Here is a 20,395-nt window from a genome sequence, read left to right on the forward strand (position 1 = left end):
CAACAAAATTGACTATCAAATACTATATGATAGCCAATCCTGAAATCTTACCAACGGTAGTGAGCAAAGGCACGGTTGGCTTCCGCCATTTTGTGAGTGTCTTCACGTTTCTTAACAGATGCACCAGTGTTGTTAGCAGCATCCATAATTTCCTTTGCAAGACGTTCGTCCATAGTGTGTTCCCCACGCAAACGAGCGTAGTTAACCAACCAACGAAGGCCAAGAGTAGTACGACGGTCAGGACGTACTTCGATAGGAACTTGGTAGTTAGAACCACCAACACGACGTGCTTTAACTTCAAGCACTGGCATGATGTTGTTCATAGCTTCTTCAAAAACTTCTAATGGATCGTTACCAGTAGTAGCCTTGATAGTATCAAAAGCTGAGTATAAAATAGTTGAAGCAGTTCCACGCTTACCATCTAACATAAGACGGTTGATTAAGCGAGAAACAAGTTTTGAGTTGTAAATTGGATCGGGCAATACTTCGGCCCGTTTTGTATAACCTTTACGTGGCATATTACGTTACCCTCCTATTATTTCTTAGGTTTCTTAGTACCGTACTTAGAACGGCTTTGACGACGGTTATCAACACCAGCAGTATCAAGCGCACCACGGATGATGTGGTAACGAACCCCAGGTAAATCCTTTACACGGCCCCCACGGATCAATACAACAGAGTGTTCTTGCAAGTTGTGGCCTTCACCAGGAATGTAGGCAGTAACTTCGAACAAGTTTGAAAGACGCACACGCGCATACTTACGTAAGGCAGAGTTAGGCTTCTTTGGAGTCATAGTACCAACACGGGTAGCAACACCACGTTTTTGTGGGGCTGGTGTGTTAGTTTGCACTTTCTTTTGGCTGTTGTAACCAAAATTCAAGGCAGGTGAGCTAGATTTAGTTGTTCGGCTCTTACGTCCTGAACGAACCAATTGGTTAATTGTAGGCATCTAAAATGCTCCTTCCCATTTTCGTTTGTTTTATAAGTTTTAGTCCACACATCCAGGAGTATCATTTTTTAAACAAAAAAATAATCCTTAGATATATGGGTTTGCTGATGGCCCTTCGAGGCAGTCAGCACGGCTGAAATGGTCGCAACCACCAGCGATAACTGTCCTGTAAAAAGCACAACTATAAATATATCACTTGTAGTAACCTTCGTCAACCAAATAATAAAATTTTTTGTGATTTATCATTATTATGCGTACTTTATTTTGTATCCACTTTATCTATGGAGAATAAATTATGCAAACAATTTACTTTATCATCGTCGTTACTGCTATTAGCTATTGGGCGCTATGGGATAGTATCGCAACTCTACCTAATCATTCCATATCGCACACTAATTGTCCCCACCTAATTAGTGAACCACCAGCTTATTGGTTAAGCATCGCCCTCATCTTAGGATCCAATAGTCTCATGTTACTCCTAAAAAATCATTTTCATTCCTATTTAATAACTTTGATTAGCCTATCTATTTTAGTTTTATTCATTCAAGATTTGTTAACCGCTTACGTTAACGTTATTTTTGCATGGATAATCCTGGTATTTGTAATAGTTTTAAACCTACCAATACTAACATTAACTAGTATCAATATCACGTTATGTCTCGCCTTAATTTTACTAATTTGTATTGATTGGGCGATTTTAGGCAGTGGCGATTTCCCGGTTATTTTAATGTTACAACTAGTTCTACCACCACCAACGTTTAGTTATCTACTGATTTTAGCGGCTACTTTTACATCTGGGTGGTTACTTTTAAGTAATCAACGAGCCGTTCCGTTTATTCCTAGCCTTGCCGGCGCTTATTGGTGCTTGTTGCTATTAAATTTAATCTAAAAAAAGCCATGGAAAACGAATTTTCCATGGCTTTCTTTATTAAATTACTTTGATTCAGCTTCAAGTTGAGCTTCGATATCAGCAATTGAGTAGACACCTTCAGCAGTTGTTGATGGTGTTGCAATTGTTTTTGACTTAATGTCACGGTATTGTTGCATACCAGTACCGGCAGGAATAATCTTACCGATAATAACATTTTCTTTCAATCCAATCAATGGATCGTTCTTACCACGAATAGCAGCATCAGTAAGCACACGTGTTGTTTCTTGGAATGATGCGGCTGACAAGAAACTGTTAGTTTCAAGTGAAGCCTTAGTAATACCAAGAAGCACTGGACGTGCAGTCGCTGGAATACCACCCTTGATTACTGTTTCAGCAACAGCATCGCGGAAGTCGTTAATATCCATCAAGTTACCTGGAAGCAAGTCAGTGTCACCTGGATCCATCACGCGAACTTTACGGAGCATTTGGCGCGCCATAACTTCAACGTGTTTATCTGAGATTTCAACCCCTTGCAAACGGTAAACCTTTTGGATTTCACGTAAGATGTAGTTTTCAGTTGAAAGGACATCACGCACTTGAATCAAGTGCTTAGGATCAACAGAACCTTCGTTCAACGCATCCCCACGGTGAATGTGATCACCTTCGCCGACACGCATGCGGGCTGATAATGGTAATGTGTATGTCCGGCTATCAGTATCACCAGCAATCGTGATTTCCTTAGTCCGTTCAGCAGGGTTTTCTTCGATTGATTCAACAATCCCTGTAACTTCAGTAATTTCAGCACGCCCTTTAGGGTTACGTGCTTCAAAAATTTCTTGGACACGAGGAAGCCCTTGAGTGATATCGTCCCCGGCAACCCCACCGGTGTGGAAGTTACGCATTGTAAGTTGCGTACCAGGTTCACCGATTGATTGCGCAGCCACAGTACCAACTGCTTCCCCAACTTCATCACCAGTGGCCATGTTACGTCCATAACAACGTTCACAAACCCCGTGCTTAGTGTTACAAGTGAAGGCTGAACGGATAGTTACCATTTGGATACCAGCTTCAACAATTGCTTTAGCTGCATCTTCTTGGATCATATCGTTCGCTTTAACAATTACAACGCCTGTTTCTGGGTTAATAATTGACTTCATTGCGTAACGACCTAAGATACGGTCATAAAGTGATTCGATTACTTCGTTTCCTTCCATAATGGCAGAAACATCAAGACCACGGTCAGTACCACAGTCAACTTCACGAATGATAACGTCTTGAGCAACGTCAACCAAACGACGAGTCAAGTAACCTGAATCGGCAGTCTTCAAGGCCGTATCGGTCATCCCTTTACGAGCCCCGTGGGTTGAAATAAACATTTCAAGCACTGAAAGACCTTCACGGAAGTTGGCAATGATTGGCAATTCCATGATTCGTCCGTTAGGCGCAGCCATCAAACCACGCATACCGGCAAGTTGTGTAAAGTTAGAAATGTTACCACGCGCTCCTGAATCTGACATCATGAAGATTGGATTATTTGAATCGAAACCTTCAATAAGCTTTTGTTGGATTTCATCCTTCGCAGCGTTCCAGATAGCAATAACACGTTCGTATCGTTCATCGTCAGTAATCAATCCACGACGGAATTGCTTAGTAACAACGGCAACCTTTTCATGGGCAGCATCAACGATTTCATTCTTTTCTTTTAATTCAGTAACGTCGGCAGCCCCAACAGTCAAACCTGAAATAGTTGATTCTTCATAACCTAAGTCCTTCATACGGTCCAAGAGTAATGAAGTTTCAGTAACCTTGTACCGCTTGTAAACTTCAGCAATGGCATCAGATAAGAAACCTTTCTTAAATGGTGCAACAACTGGTTGGTCGCGCAAGAATTCTTTCAAGTTAGTACCAGGTTCGATGAAGTATTTATCATCAACCCCAGTTGTTAAAGCAGCTTCAGTTGGTTCGTTCAAGTAGAAGAAGTCCCCTGGTAAGATGTTGTTAAAGATTAATTTACCAACAGTTGTTACCAAGATCTTGCTACGTTGTTCATCAGTAAATGGCTTATCTGCTGGGAAGTTTGAAGTTTGCACCCCAATCCGAGTGTGCCAGTGGACATACTTGTTTTGGTATGCGATTTGGGCTTCGTTAAGATCCTTAAAGATCATCCCTTCACCTTCACGACCAGCTTCTTCAGTAGTTAAGTAGTAGTTACCGATAACCATATCTTGTGATGGCGCAACGATTGGCTTACCATCTTTAGGTGCCAAGATGTGCCCAGCAGCAAGCATAAGCAAACGAGCTTCAGCTTGCGCTTCATCTGACAATGGCACGTGAATGGCCATTTGGTCACCATCGAAATCGGCATTATATGCTTCAGTAACCAATGGGTGAAGACGCATTGCTTTACCAGAAACAAGCACTGGTTCAAAGGCTTGAATCCCAAGACGGTGAAGCGTAGGTGCCCGGTTCAATAGAACTGGGTGTTCCTTAATAACATCTTCCAAGACGTCCATAACATCATCATCACGGCGATCAATCTTACGTTTAGCATTCTTAATGTTAGATGCTAATTCACGTGAAACCAATTCCTTCATGATAAATGGTTTGAACAATTCCAACGCCATTTGACGTGGAAGACCCATTTGGTTCATCTTCAAGAAAGGACCAACGTCGATAACAGAACGACCAGAGTAATCAACACGTTTACCAAGCAAGTTTTGACGGAAACGTCCTTGCTTACCTTTCAACATGTGTGAAAGCGACTTCAATGGACGGTTACCAGGACCAGCAACCGGACGGCCACGACGACCATTGTCAATCAAGGCATCAACGGCTTCTTGAAGCATCCGCTTTTCATTTTGAACAATGATACCAGGTGCATTAAGATCCAACAAACGCTTCAAACGGTTGTTACGGTTAATTACCCGACGGTATAAATCATTCAAGTCAGAAGTAGCAAAACGGCCACCTTCAAGTTGAACCATTGGTCGTAAATCAGGCGGAATAACTGGAATAACATCCATTACCATCCAGTCAGGACGGTTACCTGATTTTAAGAACGCTTCAATAATGTCAAGACGACGAACGGCCCGCGTCCGTTTTTGACCAGAAGCTTCTTTTAATTCAGCTTTCAACGCTTGGGCTTCTTTAGCTAAATCAACATCAGCAAGTAATGTTTTAATTGCTTCCGCACCCATTGCTGCGCTAAATTCGTTACCGTATTCAGCTTTTAATTCACGGTATTCACGTTCTGAAAGTAATTGCTTCTTTTCAAGCGGTGTGTTACCAGTTTCAGTAACAACGTATGAAGCAAAGTAAATAATTTCTTCAAGTGAACGAGGGCTCATGTCAAGGACAAGTCCCATTCGTGATGGGATACCCTTAAAGTACCAAATGTGGGTTACTGGGGCTGCAAGTTCAATGTGTCCCATCCGTTCACGACGTACTTTCGCACGCGTAACTTCAACACCACATCGGTCACAAACAATCCCCTTGTAACGAATGCGTTTGTATTTACCACAAGCACATTCCCAGTCCTTGGTTGGTCCAAAGATGCGTTCGTCAAAGAGTCCATCTTTTTCAGGTTTTAGAGTCCGGTAGTTAATTGTTTCGGGCTTTTTAACTTCACCATAAGACCAGCTGCGAATTTTGTCTGGTGATGCCAGACCAATTTGCATGCTTTCAAACTTATTAACATCAATCAAAGGATTGACCACCTTTCATTATTCTTGTTCGATTGTATCAGTTGCTGGCTTTGCTGTTTCAGTATTTTCAGCAGCGTGTTCAGCAGCATACTTAGCAAGAGCATCAACGTTTACAACGTCATCATCGTCTTCGTCCATGTCACGGAGTTCAATTTCTTCTTTATCTGCATCCAACACCTTCATATCAAGACCAAGTGATTGTAATTCTTTTACAAGCACACGGAATGATTCTGGAACTCCAGGTTGTGGGATTGGTTCACCCTTAACAATGGCTTCATAAGTCTTAACACGACCAACAACGTCATCTGACTTGTAAGTCAAGATTTCTTGAAGAGTGTAAGCAGCCCCATACGCTTCAAGGGCCCAAACTTCCATTTCCCCGAAACGTTGTCCACCAAATTGCGCTTTACCACCAAGTGGTTGTTGCGTAACAAGTGAGTAAGGTCCGATTGAACGGGCGTGAATCTTATCATCAACCATGTGAGCAAGCTTCATGTAGTGCATTGTCCCAACGGCGATTCGGTTATCAAATGCTTCCCCAGTACGACCATCGTAAAGAACGGTTTTACCATCAGCTGGAAGACCAGCTTCACGAACAGCATCCCAGATATCTTTATCAGTAGCACCATCAAATACTGGTGAGGCCATGTGGATACCCAATGTACGAGCAGCCATACCCAAGTGCAATTCAAGCACTTGACCGATGTTCATCCGTGAAGGCACACCCATGGGTGAAAGCATGATATCGATTGGTGTACCATCTGGCATGTATGGCATGTCTTCTGATGGCACAACGATTGATACAGTACCCTTGTTACCGTGACGTCCGGCCATCTTATCCCCAACTTGAATCTTACGTTTTTGGGCGATGTAGACACGAACCATCATGTTAACACCTGGTGAAAGTTCATCACCGTTTTCACGAGTGAAGATTTTAACGTCTTGAACGACCCCTCCACCACCGTGAGGTACACGAAGTGATGTATCACGAACTTCACGTGCTTTTTCACCAAAGATGGCGTGAAGCAAGCGTTCTTCGGCTGATAATTCAGTCACACCCTTAGGAGTAACCTTACCAACTAAGATATCACCATCTTCAACTTCGGCCCCGATACGGATAATACCCATTGCATCAAGGTCTTTTAATTGTTCTTCCCCAACGTTAGGGATTTCACGAGTCATTTCTTCAGGTCCAAGCTTTGTATCTCGAGCTTCTGATTCAAATTCTTCGATGTGAATTGAAGTGTAGACATCTTCACGAATCAAACGTTCGTTCAAGATGATGGCATCTTCAAAGTTGTAACCTTTCCAAGTCATGAAGGCAATCAATGGGTTTTGACCCAAGGCTAATTCACCTTGTTCCATTGATGGACCATCAGCAAGGACTTCATCGGCATCGACCATTTCACCAACACGTACAATTGGACGTTGGTTGTAGTTCTTACCTGAGTTTGAACGACGGAACTTCATCAACTTGTAAGTATCTAATGAACCATCTTCACGACGGATACGGATTTCACGACCGTCAACGTATTCAACTTCACCGGCGTGTTTAGCAATCATTGCAACCCCTGAATCGTGGGCTGCTTTATATTCAATACCTGTACCAACAAGTGGTGCATGTGGGTTAACCAATGGCACCGCTTGACGTTGCATGTTGGCTCCCATCAAAGCACGGTTTGAGTCATCGTTTTCCAAGAAAGGAATGTTGGCTGTCGCCACGGCAACTACTTGCTTAGGTGAAACGTCCATGTAATCAACGTTTTCGATTGAAGTTTCAATATTGTCATCCGCATCACGCGCCATTACAGCTGCTTCAACAAATGAACCATCATCGTTTAATGGTGTATTTGCTTGTGCAATAACAAAGTTATCTTCTTCATCGGCAGTTAAGTAATCAATTTTTTCAGTAACCTTATGGTCATCCCATGAAACACGACGGTATGGTGTTTCAACAAATCCGTAACGGTTCACTTTCGCATATGATGAAAGTGAGTTAATCAAACCGATATTAGGACCTTCAGGAGTTTCAATTGGACACATCCGACCGTAGTGCGTGTAGTGAACGTCTCGGACTTCATATCCGGCACGGTCACGTGTCAAACCACCAGGTCCAAGCGCTGAAAGACGACGTTTGTGTGAAAGTTCTCCAAGTGGGTTAGTTTGGTCCATGAATTGTGACAATTGTGATGAACCAAAGAATTCCTTAATTGAAGCAACTACTGGACGAATGTTAATTAATTGTTGTGGTGTTACCGTTTCGGCGTCTTGGATTGACATCCGTTCGCGAACGACACGTTCCATCCGTGATAAACCGATTCGGAATTGGTTTTGTAATAATTCACCAACTGAACGAATCCGACGGTTACCTAAGTGGTCAATATCATCAGTTGCGCCAAGACCTTCTTTTAAGTTAAAGAAGTAGTTCATTGATGCAATGATATCAGCTGGTGTAACCGTACGAGTTGTTGCGCCAATGTGACCATTACCAATTACCAAGAGTTCCTTTTCAGGATCGTTTGGAGATTCAACCTTAATAGTTTGAATTGTCATTGGTTCGGTTACAACGGCGTCTTCAGTTGGGAAGAATGTTGTTGCCTTGAAGTCTTCCTTATCAAGGAATGGTGCCAAGTCAGCCATTACATTCTTGTCAATCTTAGTACCCTTAGCTGCAATAACTTCACCAGTTTCAGGATCCGCCAAAGTTTCAGCTAATGTAAGACCGAGTAAACGAGTCTTCAAGTTCAACTTCTTGTTGATCTTGTAACGACCAACTGGTGCTAAATCATAACGTTTTGGATCAAAGAAACGAGCTGTTAACAATGACCGTGATGAATCAGCAGTTTTTGGTTCACCTGGACGTAGACGTTCGTAAATGTCTTTCAAGGCTTCTTCAGTACGTGATTCAGAAAGTTCTTTGTGAACATCCTTTTCGATAGTGTTCATCAATGAATCATATGATGAACTAAAGATTTCTAAGATATCGCTATCTGAAGAGAAACCAAGTGCACGTACTAATTCAGTCAATGGGATCTTACGTGTACGGTCAATTCGAACATATGCAACATCTTTTGCATCTGTTTCAAATTCCAACCATGCTCCACGGTTAGGAATTACAGTAGTACCGTAACTTGGGCGGCCATTTTTGTCGAGTTCTTCATTAAAGTAAACCCCTGGTGAACGTACTAATTGTGAAACAATAACACGTTCAGCCCCGTTAATAATGAAAGTACCTTGGTCAGTCATTAATGGGAAATCACCAAAGAAGACATCTTGTGACTTGATTTCGTTAGTTTCATTGTTAATTAAACGCAAAGTTACGTGTAATGGAGCTGAATAGTTAGCATCGTGTTCACGGGCTTCTTCAACTGTGTACTTTGGTTCCATTAACTTGTAGTCAACAAATTCCAATGATAATTTACCTTGGAAGTCTTCGATTGGGAGAATGTCGTTAAACATTTCCCGTAACCCCTCGTCTAAAAACCATTGATATGAATCTGTTTGAATTTCGATTAAGTTAGGCAAATCAAGGATTTCTTTGATTCGCGCGTAACTGCGACGGGTACGGCGTTTGCCGGTTTGAATTAAATGCCCTGCCAAAATTGGTCACCTCATCTCAAATTTTTGCCCTACGTTTACGTCCTGAATTATTACATTATGGTTACAAATAGCATAATATCCTAATCCAAGGCATAAAAAAGACAACTTGCAGCTTTTTCCGAAGCTCCAGTTGTCTTAATATACAGGTTTCTGCGGACAATATATCACAAAAGCCATTTTTATTCGTAGTTTGTTCTCTATATATACTACTAAAAATAATAACTTTTTGCAAGTAATACTTGACTTTTATCCCAAAAAATATTATTTAGAAAGAATCGCCATGATAGTAGACCTTTAATATCCAAAAATACACTCAAAAAATTGTGTTACACACCTAAATACCGCCATAGATTAGAACAAGCTAGGCGAATTCAAAAATTCACCTAGCTTGTTAGTTTTTTAATGCGAAATTTCGGGATGCTTAATTGTTAACTTAATTTCACCACGAGCAGCCCCAATTGTCACACTGTCATTAGTCGCAATGTGGCCTGCAAGTAATTCTTCACTAAGAACATCTTCAACTTTTGTTTGTAAAGCCCGTCGCAATGGCCGCGCTCCATATTCAGGATCAAAACCAGCTGCCGCAACAACATCAATTGCTGCCGGCGTAATTTTAATATCAATCCCTTGTTCTTGGACACGTTTAAGTAAACTCCGCGCCATCAATTTAACAATTTCGTGCAGCTCCGTTTTACCTAGACTGTGGAAAATAATCGTTTCATCAATCCGATTAATAAACTCTGGCCGGAATTGTTCTTTCAAACTTTCCCGGACTTTAGCCGCCATTGCTTCATAATCTTCTTCGGCTTTTTTAGCACCAAAACCCATTGTCTTTTCATCACGAACGCGTGTTGCACCAAGGTTAGATGTCATAATAATAATCGTATTACTAAAGTCAACCCGGCGACCCTTAGAGTCAGTTAAATAACCATCATCTAACACTTGCAAAAGTAAGTTAAAAATATCTGGATGTGCTTTTTCAACTTCATCAAGCAACACCACAGCATATGGTTGTTGCCGAACTTTTTCCGTCAATTGTCCACCTTCGTCAAAGCCAACGTACCCAGGTGCCGCTCCAACTAAGCGACTACTTGAATATTTTTCCATGTATTCAGACATATCAATCCGAATCATATTCTTTTCAGAGCCAAAAACAGCTTCGGCTAATGCTTTAGCCAATTCCGTCTTCCCAACCCCCGTAGGCCCCAGGAACATAAAGCTTCCAATTGGTTTTTTAGGGTCTTTCAAACCAGAACGGGCCCGGCGAATGGCGCGTGATATCGCTGATACCGCTTCATTTTGCCCGATCACCCGTTCATGGAGTACTTTTTCTAAATTAATTAATCGTGTCTGTTCCGTTTTTTCCATCTGCGTCACAGGCACACCAGTCCACTCAGCCACAATTTCCGCCACATCCTCAGCCGTTACCACCAATGAATAATCATCATCTTTTCGTAACAACTTTTGGGTCGCTTGTTGCCGTTGCTTAGCTTCTAACTCTTCATTTACCTCAACAAATTGTCGCCGCAACTGCGCCGCCCGTTCAAAATCTTGTTGTAACAAAGCCTCATCACATTGACGTACTAATTCTGCCAATTTTTGCGTTAGTGGTAAAAATTCATCGCTAACTTCCGGATTATTAATGCGCACCTTCGCAGCCGCTTCATCAATCACATCAATTGCTTTATCAGGCAAAAAGCGATCAGGAATATAACGCACCGACAACTTAACTGCCGCTTCAATCGCTTCATCAGTTATCCCAACTCGATGGTGCTTTTCATATTGTTGCTTTAAGCCCCGTAAAATTTCCGTCGTATCCGTTTCTGAAGGTTCATTAACCAACACTTTAGCAAAACGGCGTTCAAGGGCAGTGTCAGTTTCAATGTACTTTTGATACTCATTAAGGGTGGTTGCCCCAACAATTTGCACCTCACCGCGCGCTAAAGCTGGCTTCAATAAATTAGATGCATCAATCGCACCTTCAGCACCACCAGCACCAATCAAAGTATGCAATTCATCAATAAATAAAATCACATTACCATCATTGTAAACTTCATCCACAATTTTACGTAATCGTTCTTCGAATTCACCACGGTATTTCGTACCTGCAACTACTGCCGCCATATCAAGCAACATCAACCGCTTACCTTGTAAATTGGCAGGCACTTCTTTATTGACAATCTTTTGTGCCAAGCCTTCAGCAATCGCTGTTTTACCAACTCCTGGTTCCCCAACAAGTACAGGGTTATTTTTCGTACGGCGACTCAAAATTTGAATAACGCGTTTTACTTCCTGAGTCCGACCAATTACTGGGTCCATTTGCTTACTTGCCGCAATCTTAGTTAAATCTCGACCAAGACCATCTAGTGTTGGTGTGCCCTTTGGCGTGACCCGACCACCTTTACCACGAGGAGCATCAGCGTTAACACCAACATTTTTTAATATTTGGCGTTGAATATCAGCTGGTTTAACATTCAAATCACCTAACATCCGTGTTGCCAAATTGCTTTGTGATCCTAACAACGCTAATAAAATATGTTCCGTTCCAATATTTTTAGCTTGCAAATTACGCGCTTCCTCACCAGCAGCACGTAGTGTAGCGGCAGCTTTAGGTGAATATGGCAAATAATCCTCTCGTTCAAGCGGATTTAAATTACCATAACCTGTATAATTTTCAATTTCACGGCGAATTTTATCAGCATCTAGCCCAAAGCGAGCCAACACTTTTCCAGCCATTCCTTCATATTCCATGGCTAAAGCTAAAAGCAAGTGCTCGGTACCAACCGCTTGATGTTTAAAAAATTTTGCTTGTTCTTGTGCTAATACTAGTACATTTCGAGCACTTCTTGTGTATTCATTTTCCATTTGTACACCTCACTTTTTTGCTATCTTAACTTTTAAACCGCAGCCGATTTAAAATTCCAATTAAAATACGCGCACGCATCGCATTTTCCGTTTGAGTATCGTGAATCCGAAGCGTATCTTTATCAATAGTCGACAAAATCAAACTTGCCTCACGCGGCGAAATCAACTTATCTTCAAATAAACTTTGGACAACAGCGATGGCATCATGTTGTGAAACCGTTGTTCCAATTGCTGCTATCAACAAATCTAACACTTGATTATCTTCTAATAAGCGCACTTTCGCAATGCGAATATAGCCACCACCACCACGTTTACTTTCAACTAAATAACCATTCTGAATCGTAAATCGGGTTTTAATGACGTAATTAATTTGCGATGGGACCACATCAAATTGTTGTGCAATTTCTGCACGTCGAATCTCGATGTGTTGATGTTCTTGCAAAATATTTTTTAAATATTGTTCAATCATATCTGAAACATTTTGTGTTTCCACTATCCACCGCCTCCTTTCACTGCGAACATTTCTTTGACTAATCTTGACTTTATTATCCTTAATACTGTTCAAAATTGCAAGGTATCAAATTATTCAATAAAGTTTGTCGACAAAAAATCACGTCTTTATTCAAAGACGTGATTTTACGCGATGCACCTAGCAGGAGTCGAACCTGCAACCTTCTGATTCGTAGTCAGACACTCTATCCAATTGCGCTATAGGTGCATAATATTAAATTTAAGCGAAAGACGGGATTCGAACCCGCGACCCCCACCATGGCAAGGTGATGTTCTACCACTGAACTACTTTCGCACTAATGCCGACTAAAGGATTCGAACCTTCGACCCCATCATTACTAGTGATGTGCTCTGCCAACTGAGCTAAGTCGGCGTTTCTCCAAAAAAGAAATGCGGATGAAGGGATTCGAACCCCCACGCCATAAGACACTGGAACCTAAATCCAGCGCGTCTGCCAGTTCCGCCACATCCGCTTCATTTCGTATTTATTGAAACAACTATTTTATAATACCTCGCAGAAACAAAAAGGTCAACAAAAATTTTTGTTTTTTTACTAAAAAGCACAAAAACTTTTATTAATCAAAAAATACGCCTTGAATTTACCTTAAAATAAAGATTTCCAAATTATTTAATTAAGCAAAATAAAAAAGCACCCCAAAAATTAAAATTTTTAGCGTGCTTTTTAAATATCATCTAATTACATTAATGCTTATAATTCGTCTTCTTTAACAATCTTATCAGCACCAAAGTATGGCCGAAGTGCTTCAGGGATAGTCACAGTACCATCTGCATTTTGGCAATTTTCCAAAATAGCAGCAACAGTCCGCCCAACAGCAAGTCCAGATCCATTCAATGTATGAACGAATTGTAACTTACCATCAGCATCCCGGTATTGAATGTGAGCACGACGTGCTTGGAAGGCTTCAGTATTTGAACATGAAGAAATTTCACGATACATGTTTTGTGCTGGCATCCAAACTTCTAAATCATAAGTTTTAGCAGCCGAGAAGCCCATGTCCCCAGTTGATAAATTAATTACGTGATATGGTAATCCTAAACGTTGTAGGATATTTTCAGCATTTGTAACCATCTTTTCAAGTTCATTATATGAATCTTCAGGCTTAGCAAATTTAACCATTTCAACCTTATTAAATTGGTGTAAACGAATTAAACCACGGGTATCGCGACCGGCTGAACCAGCTTCTTGACGGAATGATGGTGATACAGCTGTAAAGTATACTGGTAACTTTTCGGCTGGAATCACTTCATCACGGTAGTAGTTAGTTAATGGTACTTCAGCCGTTGGAATTAACGTCATGTCATTTTCAACACCTACACGGTAAGCATCTTCTTCAAACTTAGGATATTGACCAGTTCCAAACATTGAGTCGTAGTTAACCATGTAAGGCGTCAACATTTCTTTGTAACCTTCTTTACGGTGTTCATCCAACATAAAATTGTAGATTGCCCGTTCCAAACGTGCACCTTGTCCAACATAGTATAAGAAGCGGGCCCCTGCAACTTTGGCACCACGTTCAAAATCAAGAATCCCTAAATCTTCACCAATTTCCCAGTGATTTTTAGGTTCAAAGTCAAATTCAGGAATTTGACCATCTGTGCGAATTTCAACGTTGGCTTCTTCATCTGGGCCAACTGGAATACTTTCATGAGGCATGTTAGGCAAGTGTGAAGCAATGCTGAAGATTGATGCTTCAACTGTTTCAAGTTCAGCATCAATTGACTTAATCTTAGCTCCAACCGCTTGCATTTCAGCGATTACCGCACTAGCATCTTGCTTGTTGCGCTTTGCCACAGCGATTTCTTCAGACACCACATTACGTTTAGCCTTTAATTGTTCCGTTTCTTGAATCAAATCCCGGCGCTTAGTATCTAATGTAATTAACTCATCAATAGTTTGGCTAGCCACTCCACGGGTAGCTAATCGTTCTTTAACGTACTCAGTTTCAGTACGAAATAACTTCATATCTAACATACAAAAAATCTCCTATCTCAATCCTAATTGGGTTAATTTATTATCAATTGCCGCGAGCACTTCCGTCCGTGCCAATTCTTCTGTAACAAAATCTAATCGATCACCATCAATCATAATTTTAGGTGAACGATCGTACGCTTCAAACCAAGCGTCATAACGACTTGTCAATGTCCGATAGTATTCATACAAACTCGGATCTTGTTCAACTTGTTCAAAATCACGCCCCCGTAATTCAATTCGTTTAAGCATCGTTTCAAACGAAACACGAATATAAATTAATAAACCAGGATCTTTTGAAGCTACACCAGGTAAGTTTTCCATCATGTTTTCAAGTAAAGCTTGGTGAATTTCAACTTCCGTTTCAGTTGCTCGACCAAGATCAGCGTTAAGCTTAAACAATAGTGCATCTTCAAAAATTGAGCGATCCAAAATATCTAACTCATTGCTCTGAGCTTGTTGAATATAGCCCAAGCGCTTATTCATAAAGTAAACTTGCAAAAGGAAACCATATTTTTGTGGATCAGCATAAAACATCTTTAAAATAGTATTGTCATCAACCGTTTCATAAAATGCTTGTGTGCCCAGATGATCAGCCAACATCTTCGTTAAAGTTGACTTACCTGCCCCAATCGTTCCAGATAAAACTATCATTACATACTCCTCTACATCATCAAACTTATCCCTATAACTATATCAAAAATATCCATGTTTTGGTAAATATTCGTTGAATAAACAGCAAAAAAGGTTTCGCATAATCGCAAAACCTTTTTTAAAATTAATTATTCATTGTTTTTTCAACATCATCTCGACTTAAATCAACATCTTTAAGCGGAATTAGTTTTGTTTTGTAATAAAATTTGTAACCAAAGTACAACGCAGCAATTAAAGGTAGGTCCATGTAAGTAATCAAAACCTCTTGCCAGTTAAAGTGAATAAATGATTGCGGATTTTGCCCAATAATCACTAAAATGCAGATTACTAAAGCAAATAATGGTCCAAACGGGAACCATTTGGCACGATACTTCAACACCCCCAAATCCATTCCTTGAACTACCATCGCGCGACGGAAGCGATAATGTGAAATCGCAATTCCAACCCATACAATAAACCCGGTTAAACCAGAAGCGGCCAATAAGTAGTTATACGCATTTGGTCCCACAACGCTAGTTAGGAAGGTTAGTAAACTAACCACGGTTGTTCCTAATAGTGCCGCAACCGGAATACCACGCCGGCTGATTTTTTGAAATACTTTTGGTGCAAAACCATCGGCAGCCATTGTGTAAAGCATCCGTGTTGAAGCATACATGCCTGAATTGGCTGATGATAGTACTGATGTCAAAATAACAGCATTCATCACGGAAGCTGCGGCTGCAAAGCCCGCTTGTTTAAAGACTAATGCAAATGGTGAAATCGCAACGTGAGCAGTATCTGAACGTAATAAATTTGGATTTTGGTAATTAATCAAAGCGGCAATCACAAAAATTGATAAAATGTAAAACAACAAAATTCGCCAAAACACTTGATTAACCGCCTTAGGAACTGATTTTTCCGGCGTCGCTGATTCACCAGCGGTAACCCCTACTAATTCGGTACCTTGAAATGAATAACCAGCAACCACAAAAACTGCTAGCACTGCTGGTATACCACCAACAAAACCCCCGTGATGATTTGCGGTTAAGTTGTTAACAACATCAATGTGATTACCCATAATACCAAAAATGGTTAATAATCCAATAATTAAAAATGCCACCACCGTAATCACTTTAATAATTGAAAGCCAAAATTCTGTTTCACCAAATGATTTAACTGATAGGAAATTAATTATAAAAATAACTGTCAAGGCAATTGCCGACCAAATCCATTGTGGTGTATTCGCAAACCAATAATGCATAACCACACCTACTGTCGCTGCATCAACTGCGACAGTAATGGCCCAATTAAACCAGTAATTCCAACCCATTGCAAAACCAAATGCCGGATCAACAAACTTTCTAGCATACGTTGCAAATGAGCCCGTTAATGGCATATATGTTGCCATTTCTCCTAATGATGTCATTAAAAAATACACCATAATCCCAATAGCAGTATAAGCTGCAAGCGCCCCCAATGGCCCCGCTTGTGAAATTGCGGATCCTGATGCAACAAACAGCCCTGTTCCAATACATCCTCCTAAAGCAATCATTGAAATATGACGTGTCTTTAAATCACGTTTAATTGCCCCACCTAAGGATTCTTTCTTTGTTGACATTTTCTTCTCCTAGTCCATTTGAAGCCGAAACATTTCAGATAATAAAAAAAAGACCCTTTGCCTAATAAAAATACACATTAGCCAAAGGGTTCCTAATTTTTAGATACCGATTGTCGACAGCGCCCCGCAGCCGACATTTTTTGCTGCGAGAGTCTAGCATCTATTAAACACTAGCCCAGCTAATTAACCCCGAAACATTAACTAACTTCGGCAATTTCCCCGTTCATTCAAGCTCCGGAATTCCGTTTCCTAACTCAAACTACTTTTGTCAATTGCGACCTCTTCAAATAATTCAATTGTCAATAGTTAAGTATTATACTTGGATATTAATCTAAATTCAACTATAACGTAACCGTGCTTTATAAAATAAAAAAGGAGCTGCGTCACAGCTCCTTTTATCATTTAACTTATCCTTCGTAACTCTCACTCTTTGATGATTTGTTTAAATCAACCTCTTTAAGTGGAATAACCTTTGTTCGGTGGCGCACCTTATAATAGACATACAAGATGATAAACAGTGGCACACTCATGTACGTAATTAAAATTTGTTGCCAATCTAAGGCGACAAATGATTGGGGATTTTGACCAATAATAACTAAAATACAAATTACTAAAGCCATCAATGGACCAAATGGGAACCACTTAGCTTTGTATTTCAAGGCATTCAAATCTTTACCTTGGGCAACAAAAGCTCGGCGGAAACGGTAATGTGATACCGCAATTCCAATCCAGGCAATAAATCCAGTTAAACCAGATGCCGCCACTAAGTAGTTATATGCGTTTGGTCCAATAATGCTAGTGACAAATGTTAACAATCCGACAATAGTTGTACCAAGTAATGCAGCCACTGGAATCCCACGGCGATTAGTCTTACCAAATGCTTTGGGTGCAAAACCTTCACGTGACATCACATATAACATCCGTGTTGAAGCATACATTCCTGAATTGGCTGATGATAACACAGATGTTAAAATAACGGCATTCATTACTGATGCTGCAGCTGCAAATCCCGCTTGCTTAAAGACAAGTGCAAATGGCGAAACCGCAACGTGAGCGGCATCTGAACGTAATAAATCAGGGTTCTTGTAGTTAATCAAAGCAGCAATTACGAAAATTGAAAGAATGTAGAATAACAAAATTCGCCAAAATACTTGTTTGATTGCCTTAGGTACTGATTCTTCCGGTGTTGCTGATTCACCAGCCGTAATTCCAATAAGTTCAGTTCCTTGGAATGAATAACCAGCAACCACAAAGACGGCCAAGATAGCTGGCAAGCCGCCAACAAAGCCCCCGTTATGGTGATTAGCCGTTAAATTATTGATAACATCAATGTGATTACCCATAATACCAAAAATCGTCAATAAACCTACTACTAAGAATACTAAAACTGTAATAACTTTAATGATTGACATCCAGAATTCAGTTTCACCAAATGACTTAACCGATAAAATATTAATTACAAAAATAATTGCTAAAGCAATCGCTGACCAAATCCATTGTGGCATATTAGGTAGCCAATAATTCATAACTACCCCCACAGTTGCCGCATCAACCGCTAAGGTTACCGCCCAGTTAAACCAGTAATTCCAGCCCATTGCAAATCCAAAGGCCGGATCAACAAATTTATTTGCATATGTTGCAAATGAACCAGTTAGTGGCATGTAAGTTGCCATTTCTCCTAATGATGTCATCAAGAAAAATACCATAATCCCGATAGCAATATAGGCCGTAATTGCACCCAAAGGTCCCGCTTGTGAAATTGCTGAACCAGATGCAACAAAAAGGCCTGTTCCGATACATCCACCTAAAGCAATCATCGATATGTGGCGCGTCTTAAGCTCACGCTTAATTCCACCACCTAGTGATTCTGTATTTTGTGCCATTTTCTCTTCTCCTTTTTTATTCGAAAAGCCTTCTTCACGGTAACAAAAAAGGATCCCTCGCCTAATCATACACACATTAGCCAAAGGATCCGAATACATTCATTCTTACCGTTTGTCGATAGCGCCCCGCAGCCGACATTTTTGCTGCGACAGTCCGGCACCTATTAAGTACCGGCCCAACAAGTTAATTTCCGGAAATTAACTCATTTCGGCAACCGCCCCTTTCACCTAATCTCTGGAGTCCGTCTCCTGAATTAGCTTACTGATGTTGGTTGCAACCTCTTTCAAATATTTACTTTTAACAACGTTAATAATACATAAATATTTAGCTAAACGCAAGACTTTTATTAAAATTATTTAACCTTGCCAGATAAATTTAACAGTTCCATCCAACTGACTAACTCCTTGTGGTTTAAACCCATTCTTTTGTAAAACTTTCGCTGACGCACTATCAACAGTGGCTACCTTGGCCCATAACTCTTGACACAATAAGTCTTCAACCGCAAGCTTAGTTGCTTGCCCCACAGCTGCCGTCATAATACCAAGGTTCCAAAAATCTGCTAATAATACATAACCAATCTCAAACCTATGGGTATTAGTTCCATCAGCTTCAAAAGCAACACTGCCGACAATTTGCTGCTTATAAATCACTAAATAAGTAAGCTGCCTTCTTAATGCCGCTTGAAACATCATCTGCCCAGCAAATTTATCCTCAACGGCCCAAAAACCAGCCGCATCAGCCAACTTAGGATTACTAATTAACGGCCAATAACCATCAAAATCAGTCGGTTATAACGATCGAACCTCAATCTCCATCCTTAACCTTTGTCCATTCCGCTAACTTCCGTTAACATAAATTCATTAAATGCTACGGTATCAATATCAATTGCAACATCAACGTTTGTCTTACCATCATGATACGCCCCACGAATATCGGCTACCGTTGTTCCAATCGCAGGTCCTTCAGTTACTACATCAATCCAGTATTCTTTTGTTTGAATTGCTTCAGGATGCAGCAGATAAAAGATGGTATTAACATCATGCATTGGTACTCCAGCATCACCACCATCGTTATAGTGCGTAATTAATGCTCGTAGCATTTTACCTGCTTCATTTAATGTTGGTAACTTGGCCAACGTATCAGGGGTCACTAATGCCTTTAAAGTAATATCTAAACCAATCATCGTAACCGGAATCCCTGCATTGTACATAATTTCCGCTGCATGTGGGTCAGTAAAGACATTAAATTCAGCCGTACTAGTCATATTACCACCGCTAATTGAACCACCCATAGCAACAATCCGTTTAATCTTGGGCGCAACTTCTGGATGCAATCGCAATAATAAAGCAATATTAGTATATGCCCCTGTTGGAATCAAAGTAATTGGTTCTGGTTCAGCCATTAAAACGTCATACATTGCCGTCACGGCATCTTTTTTAATTGGGGTACCGTATAACTCACCAAAGTCATAACCAGGCATTCCTGATTCGCCATGAATTCGGGCCGCATCTTCAAACGGCTTCAATAATGGTACGACGGCACCCGCCGCTACTGGAACATCTGCATTAAAAAAATGTACTAACTTAAGGGCATTTTTTGTTGTCTTATCAACCGAAACATTCCCGGCAACCGTTGTGATTAACCGTACGTCAAACTTGGGATTAGTTAAGGCAATAGCTAATGCTGCAGCATCATCAATACCAGGGTCACAATCTATAATTACTTTAATTTGGTCTTGCATCTTAAAATCCTCCAATTTACATAAAAAAAC

Annotated in this window: 12 protein-coding genes, 4 tRNA genes, 1 pseudogene and 2 riboswitches; of the genes and pseudogenes, 1 reads left to right on the forward strand and 16 read right to left on the reverse strand. The window is 40.6% G+C overall.

Annotated elements, in window-relative coordinates; all coding sequences use genetic code 11:
- Positions 1-47: 47 nt before the first annotated feature.
- On the reverse strand, positions 48-518 hold the full coding sequence (gene rpsG, locus LQZ75_RS04560) for a 30S ribosomal protein S7 (RefSeq protein WP_168722268.1): 471 nt from the start codon (positions 516-518) through the stop codon (positions 48-50).
- A 17-nt stretch (positions 519-535) separates the two neighbouring features.
- Complete coding sequence (rpsL, locus tag LQZ75_RS04565) at positions 536-949, reverse strand: 30S ribosomal protein S12 (RefSeq protein ID WP_168722269.1); 414 nt, start codon at positions 947-949, stop codon at positions 536-538.
- A gap of 295 nt (positions 950-1,244) precedes the next feature.
- Between rpsL and LQZ75_RS04570 the strand changes: the two genes are divergently transcribed.
- Positions 1,245-1,838 (forward strand): hypothetical protein, encoded by a 594-nt coding sequence (locus tag LQZ75_RS04570; RefSeq protein ID WP_230096658.1) that lies wholly within the window; start codon positions 1,245-1,247, stop codon positions 1,836-1,838.
- 44 nt (positions 1,839-1,882) lie between these two features.
- Here LQZ75_RS04570 and rpoC read toward each other — a convergent pair whose 3' ends face one another.
- The 14 genes and pseudogenes from rpoC to rihC form a co-directional block, all read right to left on the reverse strand.
- On the reverse strand, positions 1,883-5,524 hold the full coding sequence (gene rpoC, locus LQZ75_RS04575; protein ID WP_230096659.1) for a DNA-directed RNA polymerase subunit beta': 3,642 nt from the start codon (positions 5,522-5,524) through the stop codon (positions 1,883-1,885).
- A gap of 18 nt (positions 5,525-5,542) precedes the next feature.
- A complete protein-coding gene (gene rpoB / locus LQZ75_RS04580) occupies positions 5,543-9,124 on the reverse strand; it encodes a DNA-directed RNA polymerase subunit beta (RefSeq protein WP_230096660.1) in 3,582 nt (1,193 codons plus the stop codon).
- Positions 9,125-9,523: 399 nt separating this feature from the next.
- Complete coding sequence (locus LQZ75_RS04585; protein ID WP_230096661.1) at positions 9,524-11,989, reverse strand: ATP-dependent Clp protease ATP-binding subunit; 2,466 nt, start codon at positions 11,987-11,989, stop codon at positions 9,524-9,526.
- A gap of 25 nt (positions 11,990-12,014) precedes the next feature.
- Positions 12,015-12,482, reverse strand: coding sequence for a CtsR family transcriptional regulator (locus tag LQZ75_RS04590; protein ID WP_230096662.1), 468 nt, complete (start codon positions 12,480-12,482; stop codon positions 12,015-12,017).
- Between the two features lie 151 nt (positions 12,483-12,633).
- Positions 12,634-12,707 (reverse strand) — tRNA-Arg (locus LQZ75_RS04595).
- Positions 12,708-12,722: 15 nt separating this feature from the next.
- Positions 12,723-12,794: transfer RNA gene (locus tag LQZ75_RS04600), tRNA-Gly, on the reverse strand.
- A gap of 5 nt (positions 12,795-12,799) precedes the next feature.
- Positions 12,800-12,872, reverse strand: a tRNA-Thr gene (locus LQZ75_RS04605).
- 18 nt (positions 12,873-12,890) lie between these two features.
- Positions 12,891-12,972 (reverse strand) — tRNA-Leu (locus LQZ75_RS04610).
- 236 nt (positions 12,973-13,208) lie between these two features.
- Entirely contained in the window at positions 13,209-14,492 is a 1,284-nt protein-coding gene (serS, locus tag LQZ75_RS04615; RefSeq protein ID WP_230096663.1) for a serine--tRNA ligase, read from the reverse strand.
- 12 nt (positions 14,493-14,504) lie between these two features.
- A complete protein-coding gene (locus tag LQZ75_RS04620; protein ID WP_230096664.1) occupies positions 14,505-15,143 on the reverse strand; it encodes a deoxynucleoside kinase in 639 nt (212 codons plus the stop codon).
- Between the two features lie 124 nt (positions 15,144-15,267).
- Positions 15,268-16,740 carry an amino acid permease gene (locus tag LQZ75_RS04625; RefSeq protein ID WP_230096665.1) on the reverse strand — a complete coding sequence of 491 codons (1,473 nt, stop codon included), beginning with the start codon at positions 16,738-16,740 and terminating at the stop codon, positions 15,268-15,270.
- A 108-nt stretch (positions 16,741-16,848) separates the two neighbouring features.
- A riboswitch (Lysine riboswitch) is annotated at positions 16,849-17,032 on the reverse strand.
- A gap of 115 nt (positions 17,033-17,147) precedes the next feature.
- Positions 17,148-18,623 (reverse strand): amino acid permease, encoded by a 1,476-nt coding sequence (locus LQZ75_RS04630; protein WP_230096666.1) that lies wholly within the window; start codon positions 18,621-18,623, stop codon positions 17,148-17,150.
- Between the two features lie 111 nt (positions 18,624-18,734).
- Positions 18,735-18,915: riboswitch (Lysine riboswitch) on the reverse strand.
- Positions 18,916-18,980: 65 nt separating this feature from the next.
- Positions 18,981-19,397 (reverse strand): annotated as a pseudogene (locus LQZ75_RS04635) (GNAT family N-acetyltransferase); the annotation flags it as partial.
- A 44-nt stretch (positions 19,398-19,441) separates the two neighbouring features.
- Positions 19,442-20,365, reverse strand: coding sequence for a ribonucleoside hydrolase RihC (gene rihC / locus LQZ75_RS04640; RefSeq protein WP_230096668.1), 924 nt, complete (start codon positions 20,363-20,365; stop codon positions 19,442-19,444).
- Positions 20,366-20,395: the final 30 nt, after the last annotated feature.

It is taken from the genome of Periweissella fabaria (assembly GCF_918814575.1).
GTDB lineage: Bacteria > Bacillota > Bacilli > Lactobacillales > Lactobacillaceae > Periweissella > Periweissella fabaria.